The sequence below is a fragment of the Halomicrobium sp. HArcel3 genome (assembly GCF_058933135.1).
Genome location: NZ_JBZYDN010000001.1, coordinates 1,059,167 through 1,085,607, shown reverse-complemented (window position 1 = coordinate 1,085,607; position 26,441 = coordinate 1,059,167). Strand labels below are relative to the sequence as shown.

At 61.5% G+C, this 26,441-nt stretch carries 22 protein-coding genes and 1 pseudogene; 9 read left to right on the top strand and 14 right to left on the bottom strand.

Features of this window, described 5'->3' with window-relative positions; translation table 11 throughout:
* Positions 1-232: 232 nt before the first annotated feature.
* Together AC5FRV_RS05580 and AC5FRV_RS05575 are read right to left on the bottom strand one after the other, a co-directional pair.
* A complete protein-coding gene (locus tag AC5FRV_RS05580) occupies positions 233-2,956 on the bottom strand; it encodes a phage/plasmid primase, P4 family (RefSeq protein ID WP_493560095.1) in 2,724 nt (907 codons plus the stop codon).
* Between the two features lie 405 nt (positions 2,957-3,361).
* A complete protein-coding gene (locus AC5FRV_RS05575; RefSeq protein WP_493560094.1) occupies positions 3,362-3,487 on the bottom strand; it encodes a hypothetical protein in 126 nt (41 codons plus the stop codon).
* 795 nt (positions 3,488-4,282) lie between these two features.
* On the opposite strand from AC5FRV_RS05575, the gene AC5FRV_RS05570 reads away from it, so the two are divergent.
* Positions 4,283-4,459: a hypothetical protein gene (locus AC5FRV_RS05570; protein ID WP_493560093.1), complete on the top strand. Its 177-nt coding sequence runs from the start codon at positions 4,283-4,285 to the stop codon at positions 4,457-4,459.
* A complete protein-coding gene (locus AC5FRV_RS05565; RefSeq protein WP_493560092.1) occupies positions 4,459-4,608 on the top strand; it encodes a DUF7563 family protein in 150 nt (49 codons plus the stop codon). Before AC5FRV_RS05570 ends, AC5FRV_RS05565 begins: the two co-directional genes overlap by 1 nt.
* Positions 4,609-5,722: 1,114 nt before the next feature.
* On the opposite strand, the gene AC5FRV_RS05560 is transcribed toward AC5FRV_RS05565, so the two are convergent.
* The 5 genes from AC5FRV_RS05560 to AC5FRV_RS05540 all read right to left on the bottom strand — a co-directional run bounded on the left by AC5FRV_RS05560 (position 5,723) and on the right by AC5FRV_RS05540 (position 13,122).
* Positions 5,723-6,250: a hypothetical protein gene (locus AC5FRV_RS05560; protein WP_493560091.1), complete on the bottom strand. Its 528-nt coding sequence runs from the start codon at positions 6,248-6,250 to the stop codon at positions 5,723-5,725.
* Between the two features lie 168 nt (positions 6,251-6,418).
* Positions 6,419-6,730 carry a hypothetical protein gene (locus tag AC5FRV_RS05555; protein ID WP_493560090.1) on the bottom strand — a complete coding sequence of 104 codons (312 nt, stop codon included), beginning with the start codon at positions 6,728-6,730 and terminating at the stop codon, positions 6,419-6,421.
* Between the two features lie 537 nt (positions 6,731-7,267).
* Positions 7,268-9,217 carry a hypothetical protein gene (locus AC5FRV_RS05550; RefSeq protein WP_493560089.1) on the bottom strand — a complete coding sequence of 650 codons (1,950 nt, stop codon included), beginning with the start codon at positions 9,215-9,217 and terminating at the stop codon, positions 7,268-7,270.
* 460 nt (positions 9,218-9,677) lie between these two features.
* Positions 9,678-10,829: a site-specific integrase gene (locus AC5FRV_RS05545; RefSeq protein ID WP_493560088.1), complete on the bottom strand. Its 1,152-nt coding sequence runs from the start codon at positions 10,827-10,829 to the stop codon at positions 9,678-9,680.
* Positions 10,830-11,184: 355 nt separating this feature from the next.
* Positions 11,185-13,122: a polysaccharide deacetylase family protein gene (locus tag AC5FRV_RS05540; protein ID WP_493560087.1), complete on the bottom strand. Its 1,938-nt coding sequence runs from the start codon at positions 13,120-13,122 to the stop codon at positions 11,185-11,187.
* 143 nt (positions 13,123-13,265) lie between these two features.
* Between AC5FRV_RS05540 and AC5FRV_RS05535 the strand changes: the two are divergent.
* Positions 13,266-13,508 (top strand): annotated as a pseudogene (locus AC5FRV_RS05535) (transcriptional regulator); the annotation flags it as partial.
* On the top strand, positions 13,508-13,771 hold the full coding sequence (locus AC5FRV_RS05530; protein ID WP_493560086.1) for a DUF7521 family protein: 264 nt from the start codon (positions 13,508-13,510) through the stop codon (positions 13,769-13,771). The pseudogene AC5FRV_RS05535 and the gene AC5FRV_RS05530, both read left to right, overlap by 1 nt.
* Position 13,772: 1 nt before the next feature.
* Here AC5FRV_RS05530 and AC5FRV_RS05525 read toward each other — a convergent pair whose 3' ends face one another.
* Positions 13,773-13,982: a glycine zipper 2TM domain-containing protein gene (locus tag AC5FRV_RS05525; protein WP_493560085.1), complete on the bottom strand. Its 210-nt coding sequence runs from the start codon at positions 13,980-13,982 to the stop codon at positions 13,773-13,775.
* Between the two features lie 190 nt (positions 13,983-14,172).
* Here AC5FRV_RS05525 and AC5FRV_RS05520 point away from each other — a divergent pair, with 190 nt between their 5' ends.
* The gene (locus AC5FRV_RS05520) at positions 14,173-16,455 is read left to right on the top strand and encodes a nitric-oxide reductase large subunit (protein ID WP_493560084.1); all 2,283 of its coding nucleotides are present in this window, start codon (positions 14,173-14,175) and stop codon (positions 16,453-16,455) included.
* A 101-nt stretch (positions 16,456-16,556) separates the two neighbouring features.
* Positions 16,557-16,838 carry a hypothetical protein gene (locus AC5FRV_RS05515; protein WP_493560083.1) on the top strand — a complete coding sequence of 94 codons (282 nt, stop codon included), beginning with the start codon at positions 16,557-16,559 and terminating at the stop codon, positions 16,836-16,838.
* 28 nt (positions 16,839-16,866) lie between these two features.
* On the opposite strand, the gene AC5FRV_RS05510 is transcribed toward AC5FRV_RS05515, so the two are convergent.
* The 4 genes from AC5FRV_RS05510 to AC5FRV_RS05495 form a co-directional block, all read right to left on the bottom strand.
* Positions 16,867-17,973, bottom strand: coding sequence for an Mrp/NBP35 family ATP-binding protein (locus AC5FRV_RS05510; RefSeq protein WP_493560082.1), 1,107 nt, complete (start codon positions 17,971-17,973; stop codon positions 16,867-16,869).
* 87 nt (positions 17,974-18,060) lie between these two features.
* The gene (locus AC5FRV_RS05505; RefSeq protein ID WP_493560081.1) at positions 18,061-18,297 is read right to left on the bottom strand and encodes a hypothetical protein; all 237 of its coding nucleotides are present in this window, start codon (positions 18,295-18,297) and stop codon (positions 18,061-18,063) included.
* On the bottom strand, positions 18,297-19,622 hold the full coding sequence (gene nrfD / locus AC5FRV_RS05500; protein WP_493560080.1) for an NrfD/PsrC family molybdoenzyme membrane anchor subunit: 1,326 nt from the start codon (positions 19,620-19,622) through the stop codon (positions 18,297-18,299). Before nrfD ends, AC5FRV_RS05505 begins: the two co-directional genes overlap by 1 nt.
* Complete coding sequence (locus AC5FRV_RS05495; protein ID WP_493560079.1) at positions 19,619-20,860, bottom strand: 4Fe-4S ferredoxin N-terminal domain-containing protein; 1,242 nt, start codon at positions 20,858-20,860, stop codon at positions 19,619-19,621. The genes nrfD and AC5FRV_RS05495 overlap by 4 nt, the downstream gene beginning before the upstream one ends.
* A gap of 448 nt (positions 20,861-21,308) precedes the next feature.
* Here AC5FRV_RS05495 and nirK point away from each other — a divergent pair, with 448 nt between their 5' ends.
* Positions 21,309-22,406, top strand: a complete 1,098-nt coding sequence (nirK, locus tag AC5FRV_RS05490) for a copper-containing nitrite reductase (protein ID WP_493560078.1) — start codon at positions 21,309-21,311, stop codon at positions 22,404-22,406.
* 134 nt (positions 22,407-22,540) lie between these two features.
* Here the strand turns inward: nirK and AC5FRV_RS05485 are convergent, their stop codons facing one another.
* Positions 22,541-22,993, bottom strand: coding sequence for a TRAM domain-containing protein (locus tag AC5FRV_RS05485; RefSeq protein ID WP_493560077.1), 453 nt, complete (start codon positions 22,991-22,993; stop codon positions 22,541-22,543).
* A gap of 181 nt (positions 22,994-23,174) precedes the next feature.
* Here AC5FRV_RS05485 and AC5FRV_RS05480 point away from each other — a divergent pair, with 181 nt between their 5' ends.
* Both AC5FRV_RS05480 and AC5FRV_RS05475 read left to right on the top strand, forming a co-directional pair.
* On the top strand, positions 23,175-24,182 hold the full coding sequence (locus AC5FRV_RS05480; RefSeq protein WP_493560076.1) for a threonine aldolase family protein: 1,008 nt from the start codon (positions 23,175-23,177) through the stop codon (positions 24,180-24,182).
* Between the two features lie 490 nt (positions 24,183-24,672).
* Complete coding sequence (locus AC5FRV_RS05475; protein ID WP_493560075.1) at positions 24,673-24,951, top strand: winged helix-turn-helix domain-containing protein; 279 nt, start codon at positions 24,673-24,675, stop codon at positions 24,949-24,951.
* A gap of 189 nt (positions 24,952-25,140) precedes the next feature.
* Here AC5FRV_RS05475 and AC5FRV_RS05470 read toward each other — a convergent pair whose 3' ends face one another.
* Positions 25,141-26,406, bottom strand: a complete 1,266-nt coding sequence (locus tag AC5FRV_RS05470; RefSeq protein WP_493560074.1) for an HAD family hydrolase — start codon at positions 26,404-26,406, stop codon at positions 25,141-25,143.
* Positions 26,407-26,441 lie beyond the last annotated feature (35 nt).

Here is a 26,441-nt window from a genome sequence, read left to right as displayed (position 1 = left end):
GCCAGCCTAGTCCTTGGCGAAAGTCGAACCACAAGACAGTGGCAACTTCACCTATTTCAGGCATTTGTCTCGGCTCTCACGCGCGACTTGCGCACGCACAGGACACGCGCAAGACTTCACACAAACCACTGAAATAGCTTAAATTGCTTCCGTCATGCGATTATAGACACTGCTACAGGTGGGTTTAAATACAGTAATGTTGGTACGCCGACTAGAAAAGAGGGGGTTGTGACTACAGCCGGGTTTGCCCGCCACTGTTGCTTTCGTAACTGTGGCTGGGTATGTCCGCCTGGATCTTCGCGAAGAAGTCTTCATTCAGTTTCGCCCCTTTGAACACGTCCTTCGTTTTACCGTCGTCACTGACACGCGAACTCTGCCCGTCAGTGATTCCACCGTGTTCCTTCAGGTCTTTCGTGAATTTCGTTTGCGTCGGTGTGTCCGCATTCAAGAAGTCGCAATAGCGTGTGAACGCAGCGTAAAGCTCCTTTTTGTGAATAACGTGTTCGTTCTCGTTAGTCGCCTGTAGCGCGTTATGGGCGAATTGATCGATAGTCGAACCGAACGCTTTGGTGAGGCTCTTCTTATCGTCAATCGACCGTTCGTTAGTGAATGTGCCATCTTCACGGAGGCTATCCAGCCCATCGAGCATCCAGTTGAGAATTGCACTCTGCTCCTCTCTGAGGTCGTCTTTCAGGTCTTCGTCCTTGTCGTCGCTGAATGAGTTGGGAAACTCGACGAACAGCAGACGATTGAAAAACGCTTCGTCAGCGTTCTCAACCTCAGGAAACTCGTTAGTGGCGAAGAGGAACTTCTGAGTTACCGTGAAACGGTATTTGCTTACGCCCTTGTCCTCTGCTGGCACCTTGTCTTCACCGCCAGTGAGCATTTTGAACTGGCCGACGTTGCTCACTCCCTTTGGTGAAACCTCGTTGCTGACGTTTGCCATTTTTCCGTAGATGCTGTGAGTACCCCAACGAGTGTTTACGAGGTTGTGCAAGGTTTCACTGGCAACGTTCTCGTCACCTAGGATGGACTCAATGGTTTTCAGGAACGTACCTTTGCCCGAATCCGTAGGTCCGACTAAGAACAGGGCCTTCTTGTAGGGCTGTGCGTTTTTCAGCAGGCAATAGCCAGCGTATTCTTGGAGTTTGTCCCGATCCTCTGGATTCACCGACTGTAGAAGGAACTCTTCAAACCGTGTTCCCTCAATCGTTGCATCCGGATCGTATTCGACTGGGAGACGGCCTAGGAGGTAATCCTCGGGCCGTGCCTTACGATCCTCACGCGTCCCTAAGTCTAACACACGATCCTTGAGAGCCACCTTCCCCACTTCTACGCCTAACTCGTCACGGTCCATAATCCAGTAACTGTCAGGGTTTGACCGTAGCGCGTTCGCTAGTTCGCTTTGGATCTTCTTTCGGTTCTGGAAACCGAGAATCGTTCGTGCGAGTTGCGCTAACCGCGTCTCTCCTTTGTTTTCCCAAACCTTCGTTTCCTCATCCATCGCGTAGATGGGCTGGTTTTTGCTGTCAACGGTATCGAGCAAATGAAGGTTCACGTCGTCACGTGACTGAAGGATGTGCTCGATACCATTTGCCAGCTCGTGAGTCGTAATGTCTTTGAGTCTGGTTTCTTCAGGATCGTAGTCCAACAGTGCGATTAGTTCGGGAGCCGTCAGATTGTATTCCGGTTCCGTGTGCTTGGGGCCATTGTCCGTAGTCTGAGGCGTAGGAGTCGCTACTGTTGCACCACCGTCCGTCTCCGCTTTACCGTCGTCTAATTCCTTCGTTTGCTCACGCCCTGGATTAAGACCGTCCGTCTCTCGAATGGTCGTCAGCGCAAGGTCGTAAGCATAGTCCGGGATTGTCTCACCGTTCTCCGGATCGTAGGTCTCCGGTAGTTCCGTGACGGCGCAGAGGTCGCGCGTTCGGCACAGATGCTTCAACGCACGGTATGGAACGGGATCGCCGTCGGGGATGTATCCGTTCTCCTTTGCGAATTTCCAGGCGTGCCATATGGCCGAGTCGTCGCCTGTGATACAACTGCTACCAGCATTGCTATTCTTATGCGCAGTCCCAACGGCCTGGCAACCTTGGGAGTAGTCTGACAGTGCAACAAGCGCCTGTAGGCCACCGTGAGCCACACCGTGACGCCAGCACTGTATACGCCCCTCGTTCGAGAGGGACATGTTCTCGCCGGTTGTGCTTCCGTGAAAGGCACTCTCCCATCGGTCGGACGGATCAGTTGATGCGCCCTCCTTGTGGGCTACGTCACTCGCCGTAACGTCGAAGAGTGCGCTCTTCCCCTTCACGTCGGGCACTTCGTAATCGGCGGGTTCCTCGCTTTGTTCCTGCTGAGCCTTCCGAAGTTGCTGCTGAAAGACATCGGGAAGCTCGTCTAGAGTAATCTTCGCCGGAGAGCGTTCAACCTCTACGGTGTAGAATCCGGCGTATTCCTCCTGTCCGTCTGGCACTTCCTCATTGCCTGTAGGGACGTAGGAGCCTGGGGCAAGAACGTATTCGCCTTGTGCTCGAACCTCTCCCTTGTCGTTAGTGGGAATATTCGGTATGTCTTCGCCCTCTGCCTCAAAGTAACACCCATGTCGACCGTACCGCGTGCGGCTACGGTTTCGCAGGGTCGGCTTCATGTCGTCGGGGTTCGTGGCGTCGTCGTCGTCAATGTCGACTGGAACGAACCTGTCGTCTTCCATGCCAGCGATACCGATGTTATACCCCTGCTGGATGGCTTCTACGGCCTCCTCTGGCGTGAGTCGGTTGGACTCGTCTTTCCACGATCCGAACTCCGTAGCGGGGGCTTTGCTCTCCTCTGCGCACCGGAATAGCCACGGTTCGTAGCCCTCTGGGGCACCTTCGAGTAGCAGATCGATGAACCGTTTGAACTCGTCGGGACATGGCCCAACACCGTGTCCCTGACAGAGTGGACAATTCCGGGTCACTTGTCGTCACCCCGACAGAACAAGCAGCCATCGTCTGAGAGCAGGCTAGCGGACCGCTCGCTAATGCTCCGCTCGCAATTGGGACACTCCTGCGACTCATTCATCGTGTTCGGCCCGGAGATCATCGGCTTGCCTCCGTCGCCAGCAGTTCGAGGGCGGCTAGTCCATCGTCGGTAATCTCGACGTGTCGGTGGCTACGAGCGAATACGAACCCCTTGTCTTCTAACCGAGAAATTGACCGATACAGGTCCTCTTGTTCGGTGTTAATACACTCGCGGAGGCTTTCGATGGACTCGGTGCCACTCTCGCGCAACTGACGGAGAACCGTCCGCTCTTGGCCGGTCGGACGAACGCGGGCCATGATTTGCTGGCTGAGTCTCCAACCAGCACTGGGGCTGCGTTCGATCATGGATTTTGGCCCTCTTCTTCGAGGATGCGCAGCAGATGCTCGCGCACCGAGTCGTCTCGCATCTCTGCGACGGAACGGACTGCCTCGGGATCTTCGCGGGCGAGTTCTCGAAGCTCGCTCATTGCTCCACCTCGCCAACAGACCGACCGAGATCGCGCGACCAGCGGAGCCACGGTTCCCAGGCGTCCCCAATTGTCGAGACTGGTTCGCCGTCCGCTAACTGAACCTCTCTAAGAAAGAGAGCGTGGGGATCAGCCAGTTTGTCCCCAGAACTCTGGCGACTGAACGTGAATCGCTCGCCACCAGAGTTCAGGACAGATTGGCGGCTAGCGGCCATGAGAACCCCCTTCGTCGGAAGATTCGTTACGCTTACAATGCCGTGGGTCGTTGGCCCACATAAGGGCCTGGAGTGCTTCGAGCATGTACCTTAAACCGCGTTAATGGAGCGTCACACCGCTCCATACCGCACGAGCACGACAGCGCCCTTGTCTCAGACCCTTAGCCGTAGGTCTGGTCAAAGCCTTAATGCCCTACGCGGGAGAATACACAATTGCATTCCACCGCTCGGACTTGGCCTCCGGGCGTACATTCCTTCCTCGCACCGACCGACTAGATTCATCGCCGCTCGTTCAAATACATGTAGGACCGGACCCTATATAGGAATTTTTTACCCATCTCCTTACACTTACCGAGATGGTAGAAACCCCTTATCGAAAGTAACGTCCTCCTAATGGCCGGATTCCGGCTTCTGGAAGGTTCTGCAAGGAAGTTAGTAATATGTGGTGTGTAGAACGCAACTAATAGAAGCATAGTCTAGATTCTGACCATTCCCGCGTTCGGAGCATATAATGCTGGAATCTCAACAGGGGGTCTGGTCGTTTTGGTTAAGTGGATAGTAGTGTAATTCCTAAGCATAGATGGAGGGGAAAACCACCCTAAACGTTCGACATGGGACGAAAGAGAGGTTCGAGGAGGCACATAATCTGATTGAAAGTGACGTACAGGGACGGGTCACTCAGGATGAGGTCGTCTCTGAATTGCTTGAGGCCTACCTCGGCGGGGACTGCATTGCGCTCCAAAAGAGAGCCGACTAATGGCCACGTGTCAGAACTGCGGCGGACACGTCACCGAAGACTACGTCCGGGTGTTCGTACCTGATGGAATTGAGGCTCCGCGCTGCTGTCCGAACTGTCCCGACCTGCTACGGGAACCAGACAACACAATTAGGGAACGACGGACATGACGGGGAGAAACGGTGACTTCGGAACCTACCTCCTTACAGGCTCAGTAATTGGTATTGCAGTCGTCGTGTGCGCTATCGTGTGGGTTCTACTGGGGCCAAACTCTCCTCTCCGCAGCGGGCCAGTGGCCATGGAACCAGGGATACTCACCTATGCGCTCTTTGCTGTGCCGGTAATAGTGATCGTGGTTCTTGTTGGTTGGTTGGCTTACGAGTCGAAGTCAGGCAGGTGAGCAAAGTCACATATAAAGAAAGACTGCGAATCGCATGACGTAGGCGGTATGAATGGGTAGACACACAGCCCCCCACACATAGTCTATGTACTGTACGTTACTAACGCGCGAAGACAAAGTCAAACGCCAATTCTACTTTGGATTGCTAAGTCTGGATGGGCGGATACTTTGACTCATTCATTACCACCCATACACTACCATTATTACTAAACACGGGAAGGGAGATCTCGACTGCTTTTGATAACACACCGGTCCTGGTCTATGCCGTCGCTTGTGCCCTATATAAAAGAGAGAAGCAGATCGCAAGACGTGGTGAGGTTGGCCGTTCGTTCGTATAGATACGGTTCGAGGGAATACAATTAGATTAGAAACGTGCGCAAGGCCAGAAATCCAAAGTCAAAGATGAGTGTGGCCTTGGAATGCAAAGTGATCGGTGGTGTATTCATTCGCCTGCTAATCATACAACGTCTCTGTTTGCTCTCTCGTCAGCAACATAGGAACAGATGCCACTATCTACCTAGTTGAGAAAAGAATCGCTCCTGGCACCACTCACGCGCGTTCTAGACTACGCCATTGACGACTAGCATCAAGGCGAACCAGAACAGCAGAAAGCAGATCACAATTATTCCGACTATGGTTTTCGCTCGCTCCGGTAGGCCTCGAAGCAGGTCAATCATTGATCATCGGTTTGTGCTCATCGACACGTAAAGCGAAGGGGTGGGTACACACACGGGTGTAGTGATCTAACGTACTATGGAAAGGATCAAAAATCCGATTCAGACAATCGGTATCGGTACCTCAAAGAGCACTTCGAGAAGCTTCAGCACTACGTAGATACCAACGATAGCGACAAACACAGTCCGTACAAGTTCCTCGATGGGCATCTAGAGCAAGCCTCCTCCACCGAACAACCCGCCACCGCCACCACGGAGGTCGTCAGGATCCTTGCCGTAGTTCTCCTTTTTCTTGTGGACAAATGCAACTTCTCCACCCTCGAAGCCGAGACCATTGTTTCCTTGATATTTGTTCTTGAGCCTACGCCATCCGTCCATGTCGTCAATCCCACACGCACAAGCGATGACGTAAGGATAGCTATCTAGGTATTCCTCAATCTGGCCACGGAGCTTCTTTGTTTGACTATTCGAGAGATCGCGCTTCATTTCTATCCCCACGATTTCATCAATTGCAACGTCAGCTTTGGCCGTCCCATGTTCTCTTGAAACGGAATTTTCATCGCCGCCATCCATGTCCATTCCCAGAGGATCGTTTCCACCTGTTTCGTTGAGTTGGTAGTCTAGAAATTCCTGCAACTCGGATTGGAACTTTCGTTCATCACCGTATGCCTTCTCAGGCACCCAGTATTCTACCAAGTCCAATACTTCCTCGAACAACTGTCTGTTTCCACCCATCATGGAGAAACCCTGAACGTATCTGGTAATCAAACGTTACCAACTTATGTGTTTTCTAGGTTGTGAAACAAGTTTGCTCTGGGCTATGTGCTTTCTACGATATACGCCAGAAGAGACAGGCGAGCAACCCGATCCTTGTCCGTCAAAGGTAGGGTGCGAGCGGAGAGAATGCTACTCCAGAACCGCGCCAGTGTGGTTTTCTACGTCGTTGGGGAGGTCGACAGTCGTTCCGTCAAGGCTGGCCAGCTTCTGGAAGTATGCAGCGAGCACACGCGCGCTTGGGAAGGCCTCTGGTTGTATCGTATCCAGGTAGATGATCAGCTCGTCTGTGCCCTTGGACTCTCGCTTGTGCACCTGCCAACTGTCCGCTTCGGCCGTCAGAAATAGATCCCCGGCCCACGTTTCGGTTTCAATTTCTCCCTCGATCAACGCGCTTGCCGTCAGTAGGTATTGGTTCGCGTTCTCTTGTTCTGTGTTCACCATTGAGGCTAAACCCGATTCCTCTGATACACTCCTACGATTACGACGCCGAAGGTAGCCACAAAGAGAAATATGAGCGGCGTGTACTCTACCCACTCCTGAAACCACATGGTCGCCTGGTTCGTCTTTTCGTGGTCCGTCGCATTCATTGAGTCATTCAGTAGTGGCGTAGCAACGGGCGTCAGAACGGCCATGACAAGAATGGCACCAACCAGGAGCGACAGAAAGTATCTCCCGATACCGATTGGTTGGCCGCGCGTGTCTTCGGTAAATTCGTTGAACATTAGTCGAAGCTCCGCATGATAGGCTGCGGTGGGTGTCCGCCGCTTTCGGTCGTTCCATCCTGGAACTCATAACACGCCTCGCCGTCAAACGAATCTTGATCTACCGAATCAAGATCCTGTTCTGTGAACAGGCTCGCACTTTCGTGAATATACGCTTTACCGGGCGGGCGGTGGCTTCCATCAAGTCGCTCACCCGCCTCGAACTTCCATACTCCAGTGTAGACCGAACCACACACGGGACAGTTCCCCGTCATCATTACCAGGGGAAAGGTGAGCCACCGTCGTTGCTTGAACCGCCGGAGGTCTGCCGATGGTCGCCAGTAAGCGGATCAGCAAAGTCCGTGAATATGTCCGTCGTGGCAACTCCAAACGGAGGGAGTTCCTCTTCTTTGTCCTTCCCGTTGGAGTCGTCAGGCTGTGGCCAAAGAGAGGGGTCGGGGTCAGGGTCGGGATCGGGGCCAGGATCAGGATCTGGATCCGGATCTGGGTCCGGGTCGGGAGTGAGCCACGGCCTGCCGGTTTGTTCGGGCGTAGCAGTCGGGTCGGGCGTCAAACGCTGTTCGGGCGTGGTGGTAACGTCGGTGTCCGTCTCCGTGTCCGTTCGTCCGCCAGTGAACAGGCCCGTGCCGGTATCCACGTCCGTCCGAGTGTCGTCCATCGTCCCGGTCCTGGTGTCGCTGTCGGTGCGCGTCCCCGGCCCTAGCATGTCGTCAGTCCCGAACGTCGGTGCCGTTTGCTGGCCAGTCGGGAGGCCAGTCCCACCGCCTAGCATTTCATCCATTACCGACGTGTCCGAAGCGCCGTCGCTCACCGTGCCGAACAGTCCGCCGGTCCCACTCGGGCCTGATGTGTCTGCCGTGGCCTGTGGCGTTTGTGCTTGTTGCTGTCGCTCTGTTACGCCACCAACGATGCCACCACCGATAGCGCCACTCGCACCGGTCGGGCCTGACGTGCCTGCCGTCCCTGTCCCGGTCGACGGCCTCGAACTCGCGTCGAACGTGTCGCTAGATCCGAAGCCTACTGGTTGTGCCGAACCACCGCCACCGAAGCCAGTCGGCCCACCCGAACCACCTTCGCCTGTCCCGTCGCGTCCAGGGACGTACTGCATGGGGCTGTCCTGTGCTTCTGCGAGGTCCGAACCAGTGATCAGGTTCGACTGTTCGCCTTCGCCACCGAGGAGCTGTTGATCGCTACCGAAAGAAGTTGAGTCCGGGGAGTCACCTTCACGGCCCGTTCGGAACTGATCCGGTGCGCCAGTCGCGCTCGCATCGGCTTCGGCCTCGCCGGAGCCACGTCGAAGTCTATTGCGAACGGCCCCACCTGCACGCTTCGCGCCATGGGCAACGCGCGTAGGGTCTGGGTCAGTCACACGCATCGCTTTGCCCGTCGCGCCTTGTCCAAGGCGCGTGGTCCCTGCGAGTCGTCCAAGCCCACCACCGAGGATAGCACCGCCCGCCGCTCCGCCTGCGAACGTCCCGGCTTCGGCGGGGTTCTCACTGTAGTATTCGGCAGCCGCCACAGTCCGCTCAATTCCAGCAGTGGCCAACTCTTCGGCAGGCGTCGGCCCGTCCGGATCGTCGGTGATCTGTTCGTCGGTGTACTGCTGCGCGTAGCCTCCGCGTTCGTAGGTCCCTCCGAGGTAGCCGAGAAGTTCGCTCCCTTCGATAGTCGCCGTGCCAAGGTCGGAGACGACCATAGCGGGCGACCCTGCTAGACCAACAGCGGCGTTTGCTGAGGCTTCCTGTTCAACAGTAGGCTCAAAGTCCTCATCAACCGTATAGTTCTCAGCGCCGTACTTTCGCGCGTAGGCGTCGTAGGTGACTCGGCTTTGAAGCTCGCTCTCTGTGTCGGTCCAAATGTCCTCAAAGAACAACTCGGCGTCCTTCACAAGACCAGTAGACTCACCAAACTCTTCTCGCGGGTCGCCGCGCGTATCGCTCGTTGCCTGATCGCGTAGACTGTCGGAGAGGGTAGCAGTCGTGAATGTGCTTTCTCTCGTAGCCTGATCGAGGTAGTCAGTTGCAACGTCGCCAAGCCCTGCCTGTCGGAGTTGCCGGGCACGCTGTCGCTGTCGTGCCGAGGGTGCGAAGCCTCCAAACGTGTTCTCCGTAGTCGTGAAGTCCTCGCCCGCCTCTACCTCCGTCCCCAACTGCTCTTCGAGTTGCTGTTCTAGTTGCCGTTCAGCCTCCGAAGGCTGGTTGGCCACACGCTCACGTTCACGCGGGCCAGGAGAACCAACGGTTCGTTCCGGTTCGCTATCTTCAATCTGTTCCTCTGCCTCCTGTCGTGCCTGTTCGCGTTCTCTCGGTCCCGGTGAGCCAATCGGGTCAGACACACCATTCAGATCGTCAATGGCTCGCTGCTCGCCTGGGGAGGGTTCGGGGCTTGGCTCAGGCTCATCATCCATTTGCTCTTGGGCCTCTCGACGCGCCTGTTCCCTCTCACGCGGGCCGGGCGAACCAATGATACCTTCACTAGGAGAACTGTCGTCAGTGCCGCTAGAGCCACTGTCCGAACTACCGTTATTGTCTGCCTCTTCGCGTAGTCGTTGGGCTTCACGCCTCGCACGTGCTCGTTCTCTCGGTCCGGGGACGGGGGACATTGTCTAGTTCTAGATACGTCATGGACTAGCATAAAAGAGACGACCAACCCCCTAATCTGAGACTCTACCCGTCCAGCATGTCGCCGGGGTTCTCCCTGATTTGCTTGAGCATAGCCTGAACTACTCTCGCTTCTTGCTCGTTTTCGATTTCTGGGATCCTCTCCTCGGCCTCTTGTTGCGTGACTTCAACGTCACTGGCCGCATCTGTGTCGAGTGCAAATCCACACCGGGAACAGAACTTGTCGTCTTTCTCGTTAAGCTCCTCACACCGCCCACACTTCCTAACAGGCTCTTCATCCTCCTCCTCTTCCTCCGGCTCTAACCCATGCAGTTGCTCATAGGTCTTGTCCAGGTCACGGCCCGACAGGTGGACGTACTTGCCCGGCACACTCGAACCCTGAACCCATCCGAACCACTGACACAGTTGCGCTTCTTTGAACTCCGTGGCAAGGTCCGTAGCCCGCGAGTGTCTGAAATGGTGGGGATTGATCGGTTTGTCTATGTCCGCGCGTTCTCTCGCCCGGTCTAAGAGCTTCTGACGGATGTAATTGTAACTCAACTGTTCGTCCGCGTTCTGAAGCTGGCACCACAGGGGATCGTCGGACTGTCCACTCGGATGCTGATTGAGCCACGTATTGATAGCAGGCGTGGACTCGACTAAGGGCAACCGCCGTTGCCCGGTCTTTCCGTCTACGACCACCTTCTTGCCGTGCTTGTGGTCTTCAATGTCGCCCACAGTCAGGTCGATCACTTCACCGATACGCGCTCCCGTCTCATACAGCAATGCAATGAACGCCCGATCACGCGGGTTTCGACAGCCTGCCTTGAGGTCGTCTATGTCGTCTCGCGTCAGCAGATCCTTGGGGAGAGTGCCGTTACTGTTCGGGGCAGTGGTCGTTATCCAGTCAACGCTATCAGGGTATTCTCCCTCCTCGCCATCGAGCCATTTGAAAAACTGCTTAATGACTTTCTTGTAATCAACTTCAGTCGCTTCGGCAATGTCCCGCCCGTATACCCATTCTACGAGGTCTTTCACGTCCGCCTTGTCCATGTCCGAAAACGGCTGGTCCACTTCCTCAGCGATAACCTTCAGGTGCGACGTGAGTTTCTGAACGCGAGCATCTGACTTTCCCTCAAGCGTCAGGTCGCGTTTGAAGTCCTCCAGTAGCTCCTTGTTCTCGTCGTGAATGTCCTCCGACTCCTCGATCCTTTCCATCGTACTTTCGACACGTCGCCCAAAATCTGCTGTCGGCATATGTACCAGTACAGGACCCCTTTATCAATAAGTGCTTTGAACCATATGGTATGATGCTCTGACGGAGCACTTCTCCCAACTCGAACCCGTGAGCGACAGCGAGCGGTGTTCGAACTACGCGAAGCGCGCACCGAGGGGATTCGAATGAGAGGAGTCGCAGCGGCCGAACGGAGTGAGGCCGTCGTCTCCGCGTCGTTCGAGTCCCTGGTAGAGCACTCCCACCCTGCCGCCTCCTAGCAGTTTCTCTCGTGCACACAGATGAACTCAAACAATGTAGGAGGGCGAGCCGAGTCAGTCGGCCTGCGGAGCTAACGGGTTACGGGTGGAATATATCCAGCGTCCAGTTACCGTCTGCCTCGACGTTGATCCAGACGGGGCCGCCGGCCTTGTACGACCGCGAATTCGAGAACTCGCCGTTGCGGCGGACGATAATCTCGTGACTGCCGTCAGCACCGTAGCCGTCGACGATGAACGTCCCGTCGCCGTCGTGTGTCCCGACGATCCTGACGGTACCTTCCGTCCACAGCGGGCCGATGAATTCCGAGCCCGTACCGGACGCCTCGACGGGGAGGTCCTCGAGGTCGTCGGCGTGGACTGCGGGCTGGGAGAGGTCGATCGACCACGCGCCGTCGGCCTCGACCTCGAGCCGGTAGGTGTCGTCGTCGACGGCCATGATCGATTCGCCGTTCGCGTTCCCGGACGTGGTCAGCAGGTTCTCGTTCCGTCCGAGTCCATCGGGTTTCGTCACGTCGACGGTGATATCCTCGCCGTCGTGGGAGACGGTCGCGACGACGACGCCGTCGTCGAGCTCGAACGTCGACGACTCGCCCGAGCCAGTCCCTTCGAACGTGTGGGACTGGCCCTCCTCGAGGATGGTTCCGCTCGGCCGGTTTCCGACCGGGGGTTCGTCGCCATCGAGGTCGAGCGTATCGTCGACGAGGTCGGAGGGGGTGACGACGTCGAGGTTGCGGTGTTCGATGTGATCGAGCAACAGTCCGAAGTCGTCGAGCGACATCCTGTTCCCGCTCTCCACGTCGTCCGCGTCGACGATCCGCGGAATCCGCAACACGGTGAGCAGTTCGTACTGGTCGGAGTGGTTGAGGTAGCGGCGAACGCCGTCGTCGATCGCGGGCCCCCAGATGTACGGGATCATGTGCATATCGGTCGGTGGCACGCTGGTCGTCCCGGAACTGTAGAGGAACGTCGACTCGTGGACGTCCCTGGCGACGTCGTAGGTCGTCGAATCCATTCCCCCGTCGGGAACGAACAGGTGGCGCGCCCCGTCCTCGAAGCCGTCGCTCGCGAGCGTGTCGCGGGCGGTCTCGAGGACCGATCGCTGCTGGTCTTCGGACTGCTCCGGCAAGGGTGTCGACACCGCCGGGAGCGAACAGACGTCCCAGCCGCGGTCGCTGACCTCGCGGAGTTCGTCGAGCCCCATGTGGCCGCTGTCGCCGATTTGCTCGGGGCTGACCGGGACCGCCCCGCTCCAGTCGCGTTCCGCGAGCATCTCGGCGGCGATCTCGTAGTGCGAGTCGTGGCCTCCGTAGAACGCGAGGACCACCGCGCCGTTGCTTCCCGATTCGGTTCGCCGGAGGTCGTCGACCAGCAGTTTGCTCGGCCCGCCCTCTGGCCCGTCCACGACGATGTTGATGCCGGTGACGTTCGAGAGATCCGGCTCGCCACCGGGTTTTTGCTGGTAGCCACAGTCCAACCGGAACCAGCCGTCGTACTCGTCCGGCACCACGCGTATGCTCGAGAGGCGCTCGTCCCGCGTCGGGGCGAGGAACTCCACTTTGATCCGATCGGCAGACTCCGGCTTGACTGCCATCGAGACGTCCCACCCCTCGAGATCGAGCCCGTCCGGGAAGCGGAGCTCCACGCCGGCCGTTCCCTCGTCGCTCTCGATAACCGCCGCCTGCGATCCGAATCGCGCCTCGTCGGGGGCGGCCGAGATTTCACCGGTCTGGGCGGTCAAATCCTCGAGCGACTCGAAGTCGAAGAGGACCTCGCCGGTCTCGATGGCAGGCCAGTTCGTGGGGCCAGTGGTCACGTCCTCCGTGGCGGTACCAGTTTCCGTGGCGGTACCAGTTTGGTTCTCGCCGGCTGCGCCGTCCGCAATTTCCTCCCCGCTGGGGGTGCCGTCCGAAAATACGCCCATACAGCCCGCGAGCGTCGTCGATACAGCGCCTGCACCGAGTGCGGCCAGTAGTTGTCGGCGAGACGAGCCGTCGTCCGAATCGCGTTCGGATACCATTCACCCGGACAGTGTCGCGGTAGGGCCCTCATTATTGAGTGGATAAACGGGGCCAGAGATTTGCTGACTCGGCAAATCGGAGTCAGGCATTTCGACCATCACTGCAACTTTTCAGCCTGATGGTTCCGCGTGACGCGACCAGGGAGGAGTGCGACGCCTCCCTCACGACGGTCTATCGACGCGCCTCGACACTTCAGAACCTCGACCTCCTCGAAGAACGGGATACAGTCGACGATGACGGCGCCCACCGGAGCGAGTTCGAAACGACACTCGAGGGGCTCACGGTCGACCTCACTGATGGCGAACTGTCGCTGACGCTCGAGACGCGCGACGAACTCGCTGACAATTTCACGTCGCTCTGGGACGATATTCGGGGTGAGGACTGATGGAACCCTCGTTCGTCGTCGCCAAACTGATCACGCTCGTGTTGAGCCTCGTCGTGGCGTATCTGGCGTATCACGGCTACCGGCGAGACGGCCAGACGACGATGCTGTACGTCGCCGCGGGCTTCGTATTTATCGGCGTCGGGGCGATCTGTGAGGGCCTGATCTATCTCGTGTTTCGGACGACGATCGTGTCCGCCGCGCTCGTCCAGGCGGCAGTCGTCTCGAGTGGAACGGTGCTCATCCTCGTCTCGCTGACGAAGTGAGCTATTCCTGCCGAACTCGCTCTTTCACGTCCGAGATGGCGCTCCCGGCGCTGGCTCGCGTCTCGGCCACGACGGCGCCGGCCAGGCCGCCGATGGCGCCGCCGGTGCTCGCGGCGTTTCGGCTGAACAGGCCGCCGATGGCGGCGCCGACGGCGGCACCGATGGCTGCGTACTTCGCGCGGTTGACGAGGAAGAGGATCCGTGATTTCACGTGTAGGGAGACGCACAGAACGCCCATAAAAGTATGCGGTCGGTCCACCGACGAGCTCACGAGGGACGGCTGGCCGAGCACGTGCCGGGACACGATGAAACTGAGTCGATTGGCGAACACGTTCGGCCACGGACCCGGTGACTGAGAACTGGCCCCCGTTTCTTTTGTCAGGGTGTAGAATGGTTGGCTGATGGAGTTACGACGCAAAACTATCGCGAAGGTGATCGCCGTCGCGTTCGTGTTCAACCTCGTCGTCATGGGCGCTGGTGCGTGGTTCGCCTACCAGGAAGCGCCGCCGATACCCGATCAGGTGGTCGGGCCCGACGGCGAGACGGTGGTCACCGACGAACAGATCAGGGACGGGAAGAAGGCGTTCCAGAAGAACGGACTGATGAACCACGGGTCGATCCTGGGCAACGGCGCGTACTACGGCGCGGACTACACGGCCGACGCGCTGGAGTTGAAGACCCGGTACATGCGCTCGTACTACGCCGAGGATCGGTACGGCGGGGAGTACGATAGCCTGGCGTCCGAGGAGCGGGCGGCGGTGGACGACGTCGTGAAGCAGGACCTCGACGACCAGTACGAGGGCGGTGACATCCAGTACTCGGCGGCCGAACTGTACGCCCACCAGCAGGTGCGCGAGGAGTACGTCGAGCGGTACCACGAGGGAAGTCACGAGCGCGGCGTCCCCGAGGGGATGATCGGCTCCGAGGCCGAGGCCGAGGAGTTCGCCGACTTCGCCATGTGGACGGCGTGGTTCTCCCACACCGACCGACCCGACGGTGACCACTCGTACACGAACGAGTGGCCGTACGCGCCGGGTGCGGGCAACGACGCCACTGGAGCGGCGATGACCTGGAGCGTCGTCGCGATGGTGTTGCTCGTCGCCGGTGCGGGCTTCGGCATCTGGCTCTACAGGTCCGTCGAACTGCCGGAGCCGTCCGCGGACGGACTCTCCGTGCCAGAACCTGGTGACGTGAGCGTGTTTCCGAGCCAACGGTCCGCGCTGCGCTTCGTCCCGGTCGCCGCGGGACTGTTCCTCGCACAGGTGTTGCTCGGCGGACTGCTCGCCCACTTCTACATAGAGCGAGCCGGCTTCTTCGGCATCGAGGAGATATTCGGGGTGCACATCCTGCAGATCCTCCCCTTCGCGATGGCCAAGACCTGGCACATCGACCTGGGGATCCTCTGGATCGCCGCGACGTGGCTGGGGGCTGGGCTCTTCCTCCCGCCGCTGCTGACCGGTCACGAACCGAAGCGCCAGTCGACGTACATCGACGGGCTGCTGGCCGCCATCGTGGTCGTCACCGTCGGCGGTCTCGGTGGCATCTGGCTCGGCTCGAACGGCTACTTCGGCGATCTCTGGTGGCTCGTCGGGAACGAGGGCCTGGAGTACCTCGAAGTCGGCAAGCTCTGGCAGTTCGGCCTGCTCGCCGGGTTCGGCCTCTGGGCCGTCCTCTCGATCCGCGGGCTGAAGCCGCTGCTCGACCGTGAGCCGGTGTACGGCCTCGCGCACATGATCCTGTACGCCGGCGGCTCTATCGCGCTGCTGTTCACCGCCGGCTTTTTCTTCACCCCGGAGACGAACATCGCCGTCACGGAGTTCTGGCGCTGGTGGGTCGTCCACATGTGGGTCGAGGGCGCCTTCGAGTTCTTCATCGTCGCCATCGTCGGGCTGACGCTGGTGTCGATGAACCTGCTCAAACGGCGCAGCGCGGAGAAGGCGGTCATGCTCCAGGCCCTGCTGGTGATGAGCACGGGCGTCATCGGCGTCTCCCACCACTACTGGTGGGTCGGGATGCCGGATATGTGGATTCCCATCGGGAGCGTCTTCTCGACGCTGGAACTGATCCCGCTGGTTTTCATCCTCTACGAGGCGCTCGGGCAGTACACGGCGATGTCCGAGACGGCGGACTTCCCGTACAAGCTCCCGTTCATGTTCATCGTGGCCAGCGGCGTCTGGAACTTCGTCGGCGCCGGCGTGCTCGGGTTCTTCATCAACCTGCCGCTGATCAACTACTACGAGCACGGCACCTACCTCACCGTCGGCCACGCCCACGCCGCGATGTTCGGCGCCTTCGGCTTCCTCGCGCTGGGGATGGTGACCTACATGCTCCAGATAGCCATCGAACCGGACCGCTGGGACGGTCGCTGGCTCCGGGCGGCGTTCTGGTGCTGGAACGTCGGCCTGGCGCTGATGGTGTTCGTCTCCGTCCTCCCGGTCGGCTTCCTCCAGCTTGAGGCGGCCTTCACCGAGAGCTACGCCGCGGCCAGAAGCGTGGCGTTCTACAACCAGCCGATCGTCCAGAATCTGTTCTGGGCCCGGCTCCCGGGTGACACGCTCATCATCCTCGGCACGGTCATCTACGCCGCCGACCTCGTCAGGAAGCGCTTCGTCCTCCGGGCGTCCGAGGAGGACCCGGGCGTCGACGACGTCGCGGTGGCGGAAGGCGTGCTGAGCGACGACTGACGGCCGTCGCTGTTTTTTGTTCGGACGGCGGATACCGTTCCGGTTCCGACCTCACCCGGTGACCGGAACGTACACAACGCGCCCCGTTCACACTGCTGTCAATGTCACCGACAGTCGACGCCCTCCGGAACGAAATCCGCGTCTCGGTCGGGCGGTACGAGCGAGAGTATTCCACTGCGTTCACGAAGGAGGCGCTGGCCGCTATCTGCGAGGCCGTGGGCTACGACGTCGACGCGAACCGCCTCCCGTCGAAGCCACGGATGCGGGCGGGAATCCTCTGGAAGATCGGTGAAATGGACGACGACGATCCGTCGGAGACGGAGAACGCGTTCAGGAAAGGCGAACTGCAGGCGGTCGCGGAGGCGCTTCGCGACGAAGCGTGAGCGTGGCAGACGGACGAGGCTCGTCGATTCAGCGCGACTCGACCGCCGCGGGAACGTCGTCGCCCGCGTGCTCGCCTGCCGCGTCAACGTGCTCGGCGACCTGCCGCCGGTTCTCCTCGCCGATGCGGTCGGCGACGGTGTCGACCATGTCGAACAGGTCCTCCTGAACTGGACTCTCGTCGTCCCGGACCGTCGGGCCGTCGCCGCCCTGGCTGTCGAAGTCGGGGTGGATGGGCAGACGTGACAGGACCGGGACGTCGTAGTCCTCGCGTATCTCGTCGCCACCGCCCTCGCCGAACACCGAGTGGTCGTCGCCGCAGCCGGGACACCGGAAGGTGCTCATGTTCTCGACGACGCCGAGGACGGGGGCGTCGTGGTCCGCGAACAGGCGCAGTCCCTTGCGAGCGTCCGCGACCGCCATCTCCTGGGGCGTCGTGACGATGACGACGCCGGCGACGGGCAGCGTCTGCAGGAGGTTCAGCGAGGCGTCGCCGGTCCCCGGCGGCAGGTCGACGACGAGGTAGTCTAGCCGGCCCCACTGGACCTCGTTGACGAACTTCATCATCACGTTGTTCACCATCGGCCCGCGCATGACCGCCGGCTCGTCCTCGTCGTCGGGCATCATGTGGTGGGTGCTCATCACCATGACGCCGTCCGACCGGGGCGGGACGATCTCCTCGTCCGGCGTAATGCCCGGTTCGTTCTCCGTGGGCAGGATTCGGGGGACGTTCGGTCCGTGCACGTCGGCGTCGAGGATACCGACGCGCGCACCCATGTCCTTGAGTCCGGCCGCGAGGTTCGCGGCGACGGTGGTCTTGCCGACGCCGCCCTTGCCGGAGGCGACGGCGACGACGTTGCGGACGCCCGGCAGGACGTCCTCGTCGAAGCCGTGTTCCTCGCCGACGTTCGCCCGGAGGTCCGGTTCGAGGCCGGCCTCCTCGATTTCGTCCCTGATGGCGTTACCTATCTCTATCTCTTCGGGCGCGTAGGGCGCGTTGAACGCCAGCGACACCTCCGCAGTCCCGTCGCGGACGGTGACGTCGTTCACCAGGCCCATCGAGACGATGTCCTCGTCGTTCGCCGGGTCCTGGACGGTCTCGAGTCGCTCGGTCAGTTCGCTTTCGGTTTCGGTCATGAGGTTCGTTGAGTTCGTAGTCGCGGGTCGCGGTCAGCGTCGGTTCGCCGGAAGCGGTCGGCGGGCGATACCGGCGGGGCGTCGCTCTCAGAAGAACGCGAACTCGATGACCATCGTCACCACGAACAGGCCGCCCCAGATGGCCGTCGTCAGCCCGGCGACGTAGCCGACGCCGAGCAGCGCCGACTGCCGGTCGCTCGGTTCGCCGAGGAACCACGCGACGAGCATCAGGTACACCGGCGCGAGGACGATGCCGAAGATGAGGTACGTCCCGGGGCCGACGAACGGCAGCGTATGCGGCACCGACGAGGCGAGCGGGATCATCACTGGTTCACCTCCTCGTGGTCCGCCTCGATGGCGTGGAGTTCGACCACCGGGATGACCTTCGAGACGACCAGGAAGAACAGCACCGCGATGCCGGCGGTGCCGAGCAACGCCGATAGTTCGACCGCCGAGGGAACGTACGCGCCCGGGACCCCGTCGTACAGCTGGAAGTGGGCGTGCTGGAGCCCCTCGACGACGAAGAGCGTCTTCTCGACGAGCGTGCCGACCAGCACAGCGAAGGAGGCCACGACCAACGCGGGGATGCTGAACAGCGCCGGCTTCAGCGCCGAGGCGAAGACGTACGCCAGCGTCACGCCGACGAGCCCGATGGCGACCCAGTACACCGGCGTCGAGAGCTTCACCTCGGTCGCGTGCTGGAGCGTGGTCGGCGCGGCGAAGATGCCGGTCACGACCTGCTGGAGCTGGAGCCAGAGGAAGAGCAGGCTGAAAAAGCCCAGCCACTTCGCCAGGCCCCGGAACACGGCGTCCGGGATGAGTTCCTTCCAGTCGTAGGCCCACCGGAAGGCCGCGGCGATGATGATGATGCCGCTGACGGCCGAGGTGAGCGCGATGGAGAGGAAGGATGGTCCCTGGACGCCGCCACTCCAGCCGGCCATCGACGGCAGCAACGCGAACAGCCACGGGATGACGCCCCCGTGGAGCAACAGCGGCGCCATGATGATGATGGCGAAAGCCACCCACCAGACCATCCGCTCGACGACCGCGTCTTCCTTCTCCGTGTACCCGATCATCAGGGCCTTGTAGACCGGTTCCAGGACGTCCGGGAGCTGGTCCCTGAGTCGGTGGATGTCGTACCTGATGGTCAACATGAGGTACGTCGCCGTCAGCACGAAGTACGCGGTGATGACGGTGACGTCCCACATCAGCGGTGACCACTGGACGCGCGTCGGCCACGCGGGCAGGACGCTCGTCACCAGCCTGTCCGGCCGGCCGACGTGGATGAGGATGAACAGCCCAGCGCAGGTCAGCGCGGCGATGGTCAGCAGTTCCGCCATCCGCGCGACCGGCTGGTAGGTGTCGAGTCCGATGAGCCGGACGGCCGCAGACAGGATGATCCCGCCGTGGGCGATGCCGACCCACCAGATGAACGCGCCGATGTACAGCCCCCACGGGACGCCACCGCCGGAGCCCCAGTCGGCGAGGCTGGTGACGATCATTCCGTGTTCGAGTTGCTGCGTGTAGAAGAACACCCAGACGCCGATGGCGCCCAGCGACGCCGCCAGCGCGAGGAGGTACCCCTTCGACCGTGACTGGATCGGCCGGACGAGCACCTCGCGACTGACGCCCGAGACGTCGGCGCTCACGCCTCTTCACCTCCGTCGGTTGCCATGGCGCCGTTGTCCAGTACCTCCTGCTTGCGGTCGTCGACCAGGCCCATGTCCTCGTAGGCGACGGGCCCCTCGACCTGGCGGGCGTGCTCGGACGGTTCGTTACCGATGTACTGGACGTTGGGGTTCGTGCCCCGTTCCTCCATCAGCTCGAACGTCGACACGATGTCGTCCGTGCGGTTCTCCCACTCGGAGTGGTCGTTCTGGTGGGCCTGTTTGTACGCCTCAAGATGCTGGTTCGGCGCGCTCTCCTCGTCGTTGAGGTCGCCGAAGTGGATGGCGTCCATCGCACAGGCCTCCTCGCAAGCGGTGGTACCGATCTTCTCCTCGCCCATCTGGCCGTCCTGGCGGTCGACGCAGAACGTGCACTTGCCCATCACGCCCTTCGGCGGGCGCGAGCCGACCCACCGGCCGCGCTCGTCGATCTGGTGGTCGTCGTCGATCTCCGCGTCCGGCACGTCGGGCTCGCCCCACTGGAAGTAGTTGACCCCGTAGGGACAGGACACCTCGCAGTACCGACAGCCGATACAGATGTCGTAGTCCGTCAGCACGAGCCCGTCCTGCTCGCGGGTGTGGCGCGCGCCGATGGGGCACACCTTCGTACACGGCGAGTCGGTGCAGTGCTGGCAGGGCCGGACGAGGAAGTTCTCGCCGTCCTGGTTCTCGTCCTCGTACGTGAAGACGTACATCCAGTTAGCGCCCCGCGAGGTGCCGTGTTCCTGCTCGCAGGCCTTCACGCAGGCGAGGCAGCCGTCGCAGTTGTTCAGGTTGATGACCATCCCGTAGCGCGTTCCGTCGTAGGACTCGTCGTCTTCGCCGGTCGCCGCCGCGCCGCCGCCCCCGGCAAAGACGCTCAGGGCCATCGCGGCCGCGCCGCCCTTCTTCATCACCTCTCGCCGGGAGACGCCCTCGTCGTCGGCGATGGCCGCGAGACTCTCGCGGATCCCGTCGGGGTCGTCGGCGTCGGCGACGACCTCGCCGTCGACGTCGTCGCGGAGTTCCGGCAGTTCGCGCGCGTCCCGGCCGAACTCGTCGAGGACGTCTTCGTGGTACCGGTCGAAGAAGGCGGCCTCGGACAGTTCGCCCGCCGCGACGCGCTGGGCGTCTTTCGCCATCTCCATGCCGAGTTCGGTGTCGTACCCGGCCTCCGCCAGCGCGCGTTCCATCCGGGCTTCCTCGTCGTCGTCGAACGAGACTGGCCCATCGTCGGTCACGGACGATTCCCCTCCGTTACTACGGTGCGATTTCGCCGATAGCTATCCTCCATCATCGTCACGTTCGGGCGAAATTGCTGCTCACAACCCCTTCACTCGGTCACCCGCCTCTCAGGCCCTGAGAACGTGGGTGAAGATGTTCACTCGCCCTTTTAAGTGATCGAGAGCCGCATCTGCTCCGGCCAGGGGACTGTTCGAATCGTTGTTCTCCCGCACATGCGCCCGTCACTGGATACACGCGAGCACCCTACACGCGAGGATCCCTCGATTCACGCTCGTCGAAACGCGAACAAAAGGACCGTCAAAATACGGGGATCCGGCGCTGAAATATAAACGAACGACCGAACATCTGCGTCGGACGTCCCGGGCCACGGGAACAGTTCTCACGAATCTGGAACCCGCTCGGCCATTGAATGGAACCTCCATCGTTCTCTCGGTCTGTAGACAGATGAAAGAAATACCATTCACGGACCGACGCGCGTTCCTCTCGACGATCGGTGTGGGCGGGGCGGCGTTCGTCGCTGGCTGTACCGGAGACGGTGAGGAGGAGGCGGCCACCAGCACGAACCAGGACGAGACCGAACCGGCGACGGAGGACGGACTCGACCCGGCCAAGGACGTCGACGTCGACCGGATCGCGGCGGATCCGCGAGACATTCCGGATCCGGTCGACTGGGACGAGCCGCGCCACCACGAGATCGAGATGACGACCCAGGAGGTGACGGCGGAGATAGAGCCCGGCGTCACGTTCGACTACATGACCTTCGACGGCCGGGTTCCGGGGCCGATGGTCCGCGTGCGCCGCGGCGACACAGTCACGTTCCAGTTGAACAATCCAGAGGACAGTCAGCTGCCTCACAACATCGACTTCCACGCCGTCTACGGGCCGGGCGGCGGTGCGAGCGACACGACCATCGCACCTGGAGAGAGCGCCGAAATCGAGTACAGAGCGACGTACCCCGGCGTCTTCATCTACCACTGTGCGGTCCCGAACATGGACCACCACATCAGCGCGGGGATGTTCGGTGCCATCCTGGTCGAACCCGAGGAGGGGCTCCCGGAGGTGGACCACGAACTGTTCTTCGGCCAGCACGAGATCTACACGAACGGCGCGCCCGGCGAGAAAGGCCACCACGAGTTCGACCTCGGGGCGGCGAAGTCCCAGGACTCCACGTACGTCTGTATCAACGGCGAGGCGTACGCGTTCACCGAGGACGGCTACGGACCGGTCACGGTCGAGAAAGGGGACCGCGTCCGCATCTTCCACTCCAACGGCGGTCCGAACCACATCAGTTCCTGGCACGGCATCGGGAACGTCTGGGAGACGTTCTACCGCGACGGTGACCTGGTCTCCGAGCCCGACCGGTTCGTCGAGACGGCACCGGTCGCCCCCGGGACCGTCGCCGCCGCGGAGATAGACACGCCGGTTCCGGGGCCGATCAAACTCGTCGACCACGCGCTGACGCGGGTCGTCCGCAAGGGCATGCTGGGCGTCGTGCAGGTCGAGGGCGAGGGCGAACCGGATATCTACAACCCCAACCCGTAGCGGTCCCGTCGTCGCGACGCGGGGGCCCAGCGCTCCCTTTTCTTGCGTTCCATTACGTGGGAACACTCCGGACGTAACGACGCAACGGCTGGCCCGATCCGTCCCGGACTTCAGTCCGCGGTACCGGACCGTCCTTACTCGTAGTACGCCTTGCGTTCGACGACTTCCGCGAACCCGAGGTTCTCCTTCACGTCCGTTATCTCGATGGTGACGCGTTCGCCCTGTTCCGTGTCGGGGACGATGACGACGTAGCCGCGTTCGACCCGGGCGATGCCGTCGCCCTTCTCGCCGATGTCCTCGATGTCGACAGTGCGCCGCTCGCCCTCGTCGACTGGCGGTCCCTGGTGAGCCCGCGACCCGTTCCGGGACCTGGACTGGTCAGGTGACCCAGAGCGGGAGTTGGACTGCGAGGACGTCCCCTCGTCGTCTTCCGCCTCGTCGGTGGCGAGTAACGCGATACGATACACGTCCCCGGGCGCGACGTCGCCGACTGATACCTCGGTTTCAGGCACTTCGATGACGTAACTGCCGTCACGCCGCTCCACCTGTCCGCTGTAGAGACAGGCAAGATTGTCTGAAATCTCCATGGTTTCGCTAGTCCCGACAAAATCGGGGGAACCGTACCATGAATCTACCGACTATCAGACCGCCAACGAGACAGTCCTGCGACAGGTGTGGACTGCGATTTTCGTGGGCGGGGGCGAGTGCGCCGACGCGGTGACGGACTCACCCGCGGAGTTTTGCGTGTCCGGCCGCTACGGTGGGGACATGATCGACCTGCGGAGCGACACAGTCACCCGGCCGAGCGAGGCGATGCGGGACGCCGCCCGGGACGCGAGCGTGGGCGACGACGTCTACGGTGAAGACCCCTCGGTCAACGAACTGCAGCAGCGCGCCGCCGAGATACTCGGCACCGAGGCGGCGCTGTTCGTCCCCTCGGGGACGATGGGCAACCAGGTGGCCGCCCGGACCCACACCGAACGGGGCCAGGAACTGCTCTGCGAGCGCGAGAGCCATATCTACAAGTGGGAACTCGCCGGCCTGGCCCAGCACGCAGCCCTCCAGCCACGCACGCTCGAAGGCGGCGAGCGGGGCGTGATAACCTCGACGCAGGTGCACGCCGGCTACGTCGAGGCCGACGGTCACCGGCCCGGGACGGGGCTCCTCTCGCTCGAGAACACCCACAACAGCAAGGGCGGGGCGGCCCACTCCCCCGACGACGTCGCCGCGGCCGCCGCGGCCGCACACGACCTGGGGATCCCGGTCCACCTCGACGGGGCGCGGCTGTTCAACGCGGCGACGGCCCACGACGTCGGGGCGTCGGTCTTCGTCGACCACGTCGACTCGGTGATGTGCTGTCTCTCGAAGGGGCTCGGCGCGCCCGTGGGATCGATTCTCGCCGGCTCGTCGTCGTTCGTCGACGCGGCGCGACGCAACCGGAAACTCCTGGGCGGCGGGATGCGCCAGGCGGGGATGATAGCCGCGCCGGGACTGCGCGCGCTGGAGAATCGGGACCGACTCGACGAGGACCACCGGCGCGCGGCGCGACTCGCCGACGGTATCGACCGGGTCGACGGTCTCTCCGTCACCCCGCCAGAGACGAACATCGTCCTCGTCGAGACGGACCGGTCGGCCGAGGCGTTCCTCGACGACTGCGAGTCCGAAGGGCTCCTCGGCGTTCCCTTCGACGACCACGTCGTGCGCTTTTGCACCCACTGGGACGTCGACGACGGGGACGTCGACCGGGCCATCGACGCCGTGACGCGCGCGACGTAGCGACTCCCGGCTTGGACGAATCGCCGGCGCACGCGTGGCGACTATCGATGGGGTGACTCAATCGATTGCGTCGTCACACCGAACAGTCGGCCAGTTACTCCCGGGTGACCCGCCTGAACCGCTCCTGTTGCGATATGAGTCGGATTATGTCGACGTTATCGGGGAATCCGGCTTCATCTCAGTAACTCGGCGACAGTAGGCCACTCGTGACAGCGGAGTACCCCCCGTAGATTACCGGTTGGGCGCGGGTGTGAGGGGTCGCTGCCCCCGAACAGGGGCGGGTCGACGTGAGAGTATGGCCGTTGTTACTCCGAGAAACCGTATCTATAGTCCAGTAAACCCACTCTTACTTGCGATTGCCCTTCTAGAACTGACGTGATAGTTATCCGGAGTTCGTCCCAAACGGTTGACAGGGACAGGGACCGAGCCCACCCCGACCGTTCGACGACGCGGTGGTCGGCCGGCTCGCCACCGCGTCCAGATCAAAACTATGGTTGCATCAGAATGGGACGACGTCAGCTACGTCATCAGTTCACGGTACAGGATCGCGACGCTCAAACGCCTCAGTGACAGCCCCGCCACGCCCTCACGGATCGCCGAAGACACGGACCTGAGCGTGGCTCACGTCTCGCGCGCGCTGCAGGAACTCCGCGACCACGAACTCACGGAGCTCCTCGTATCGGAGGACCGGAAGAAGGGCCGCGTCTACGGTATCACAGACCACGGCGGGGCCGTCTGGGAGACGATCGAGGCGGAGAACATGATCTAGACCGGGACGCTGGCACTGCTGTACGTCGACTGCCCGTCCGACTGCCGGGACACGTTCGCCTGGCGGTTCGCCACAGCCGGGTGGATCGAGAACCCATTCTGTCGGTCGAATCCATCGATCGATTCGCCGGTCGGCTCGTGGACCGAGTCGCCGACCGTCAGCCCGTGGACGGATCGAACGGTCCGTCGCTCACCCGTCGAGTTCCGCGAACAGGTTCGTGCCGGCGACGAGTTCGAGGACGGAGGCGGCGTCGCCCTCGTCGAACAGCAGCTCGTCCGTCCTGATGACGTGGTCCAGGACGTCCCGTGAGGCGTGTTTGGGAGCCGCGGCGAGTCCCGCCTCCTGTTCTTCGAGCCACCGCATCACGCGAAGGTCGCTCTTGCTGTCGCCCATAACCAGCGCGAAGGGGTCCTCGACGCCGAGCACGTCGAACGCCGCCTCGACGCCGGCCGCCTTGTCGAGTTCGAGACTGACGATCTCGGCGGCGTCGGCCTCGTAGTACGCGACGTCGATCCGTTCGAGGATCGCCGCGAGGTCCGCCGGTGCGTCGTCGGCGTCGACTTCGGGGAGCGCGTCCCGCGATCGCAGCACCTGTTCTATCTCGGGGTCCCTGCTGTAGAGCGCTCTCGCCCACGACGCGGGGTCAGTCTCCGCCTCATTCGACCCGCCGACGTCCCCGATCTGTTCGCCGACGGCGTCGGCCAGCAAGTCGATGACGTACACCAGCGCGTGGTCGATGACGTCCCGTGCGGCCGGCGTCCCGGTCTCGGCGTTGGGCTTCAGCGTCACGTTGAACTCGTTGCCCTGGAGGTGACAGCCCCGGCGGATCTCGTCGGGGGCCTCGGTGACGATACGCGAGCGCACGGCCGCGAACACGTCAGTGATCTCGTCGTCGAGATCCTCGTAGAGGAGTCGCTTGGTGTCCGGACCGTGTCCTGGCGTGAACACGCCGTTGCCCGACTCGTAGACGATGCTCAGATCGCCGGAGTGGACGAGTTCGTTCCCCAGCCCCTGGATGAGGAAGCCCTTGACGTTCTCCAGCGTCTGGCCAGTACAGACGACGATGGGCACGCCGTCCTCGTGTAACTGGTGGAGGCGGTGGAGTACGTCCCGTGGAATCTCGTTGTCCGTCCGGCCGGCGGTCCGCAACGTCTCGTCGACGTCGAGGACGAGCGCGTTGACCGGTCGCTCGTACTCGGTGGCCAGGTCGAGCGCCGTAAAGGCCTGGTCGCGACTCAGCGTGGCCGCGAGTTCGGCGTACACGTCCCCTTCCTCGTCGAACCCGTCACGAATCTCCGCCTTGCGCCGCTCACGTTCGTCGGTCGCCTCCTCCCAGTGGTCCAGCGCTACCCGCGAATCGACGGGGGGAAACAGGTCGACGAAGTCCTGGTACGCCTCCAGGGTCTCCGTGTCGTAGTCCCGGTAGAGCCGGTAGATCTGGTCGTACCGTTCCATACCTGCCGCGTAGGGACGCTGGGTGATAACGGTGG

Coding starts and splice junctions, on each gene's coding strand:
- AC5FRV_RS05575 (WP_493560094.1), bottom strand. CDS start 3,487: ATGAGCGAGCTTCGAGAACTCGCCCGCGAAGATCCCGAGGCAGTCCGT.
- AC5FRV_RS05570 (WP_493560093.1), top strand. CDS start 4,283: ATGGAGGGGAAAACCACCCTAAACGTTCGACATGGGACGAAAGAGAGG.
- AC5FRV_RS05565 (WP_493560092.1), top strand. CDS start 4,459: ATGGCCACGTGTCAGAACTGCGGCGGACACGTCACCGAAGACTACGTC.
- AC5FRV_RS05560 (WP_493560091.1), bottom strand. CDS start 6,250: ATGATGGGTGGAAACAGACAGTTGTTCGAGGAAGTATTGGACTTGGTA.
- AC5FRV_RS05555 (WP_493560090.1), bottom strand. CDS start 6,730: ATGGTGAACACAGAACAAGAGAACGCGAACCAATACCTACTGACGGCA.
- AC5FRV_RS05545 (WP_493560088.1), bottom strand. CDS start 10,829: ATGGAAAGGATCGAGGAGTCGGAGGACATTCACGACGAGAACAAGGAG.
- AC5FRV_RS05540 (WP_493560087.1), bottom strand. CDS start 13,122: ATGGTATCCGAACGCGATTCGGACGACGGCTCGTCTCGCCGACAACTA.
- AC5FRV_RS05530 (WP_493560086.1), top strand. CDS start 13,508: ATGGAACCCTCGTTCGTCGTCGCCAAACTGATCACGCTCGTGTTGAGC.
- AC5FRV_RS05520 (WP_493560084.1), top strand. CDS start 14,173: ATGGAGTTACGACGCAAAACTATCGCGAAGGTGATCGCCGTCGCGTTC.
- AC5FRV_RS05515 (WP_493560083.1), top strand. CDS start 16,557: ATGTCACCGACAGTCGACGCCCTCCGGAACGAAATCCGCGTCTCGGTC.
- AC5FRV_RS05510 (WP_493560082.1), bottom strand. CDS start 17,973: ATGACCGAAACCGAAAGCGAACTGACCGAGCGACTCGAGACCGTCCAG.
- AC5FRV_RS05505 (WP_493560081.1), bottom strand. CDS start 18,297: ATGATCCCGCTCGCCTCGTCGGTGCCGCATACGCTGCCGTTCGTCGGC.
- nirK (WP_493560078.1), top strand. CDS start 21,309: ATGAAAGAAATACCATTCACGGACCGACGCGCGTTCCTCTCGACGATC.
- AC5FRV_RS05485 (WP_493560077.1), bottom strand. CDS start 22,993: ATGGAGATTTCAGACAATCTTGCCTGTCTCTACAGCGGACAGGTGGAG.
- AC5FRV_RS05480 (WP_493560076.1), top strand. CDS start 23,175: ATGATCGACCTGCGGAGCGACACAGTCACCCGGCCGAGCGAGGCGATG.
- AC5FRV_RS05475 (WP_493560075.1), top strand. CDS start 24,673: ATGGTTGCATCAGAATGGGACGACGTCAGCTACGTCATCAGTTCACGG.
- AC5FRV_RS05470 (WP_493560074.1), bottom strand. CDS start 26,406: ATGGAACGGTACGACCAGATCTACCGGCTCTACCGGGACTACGACACG.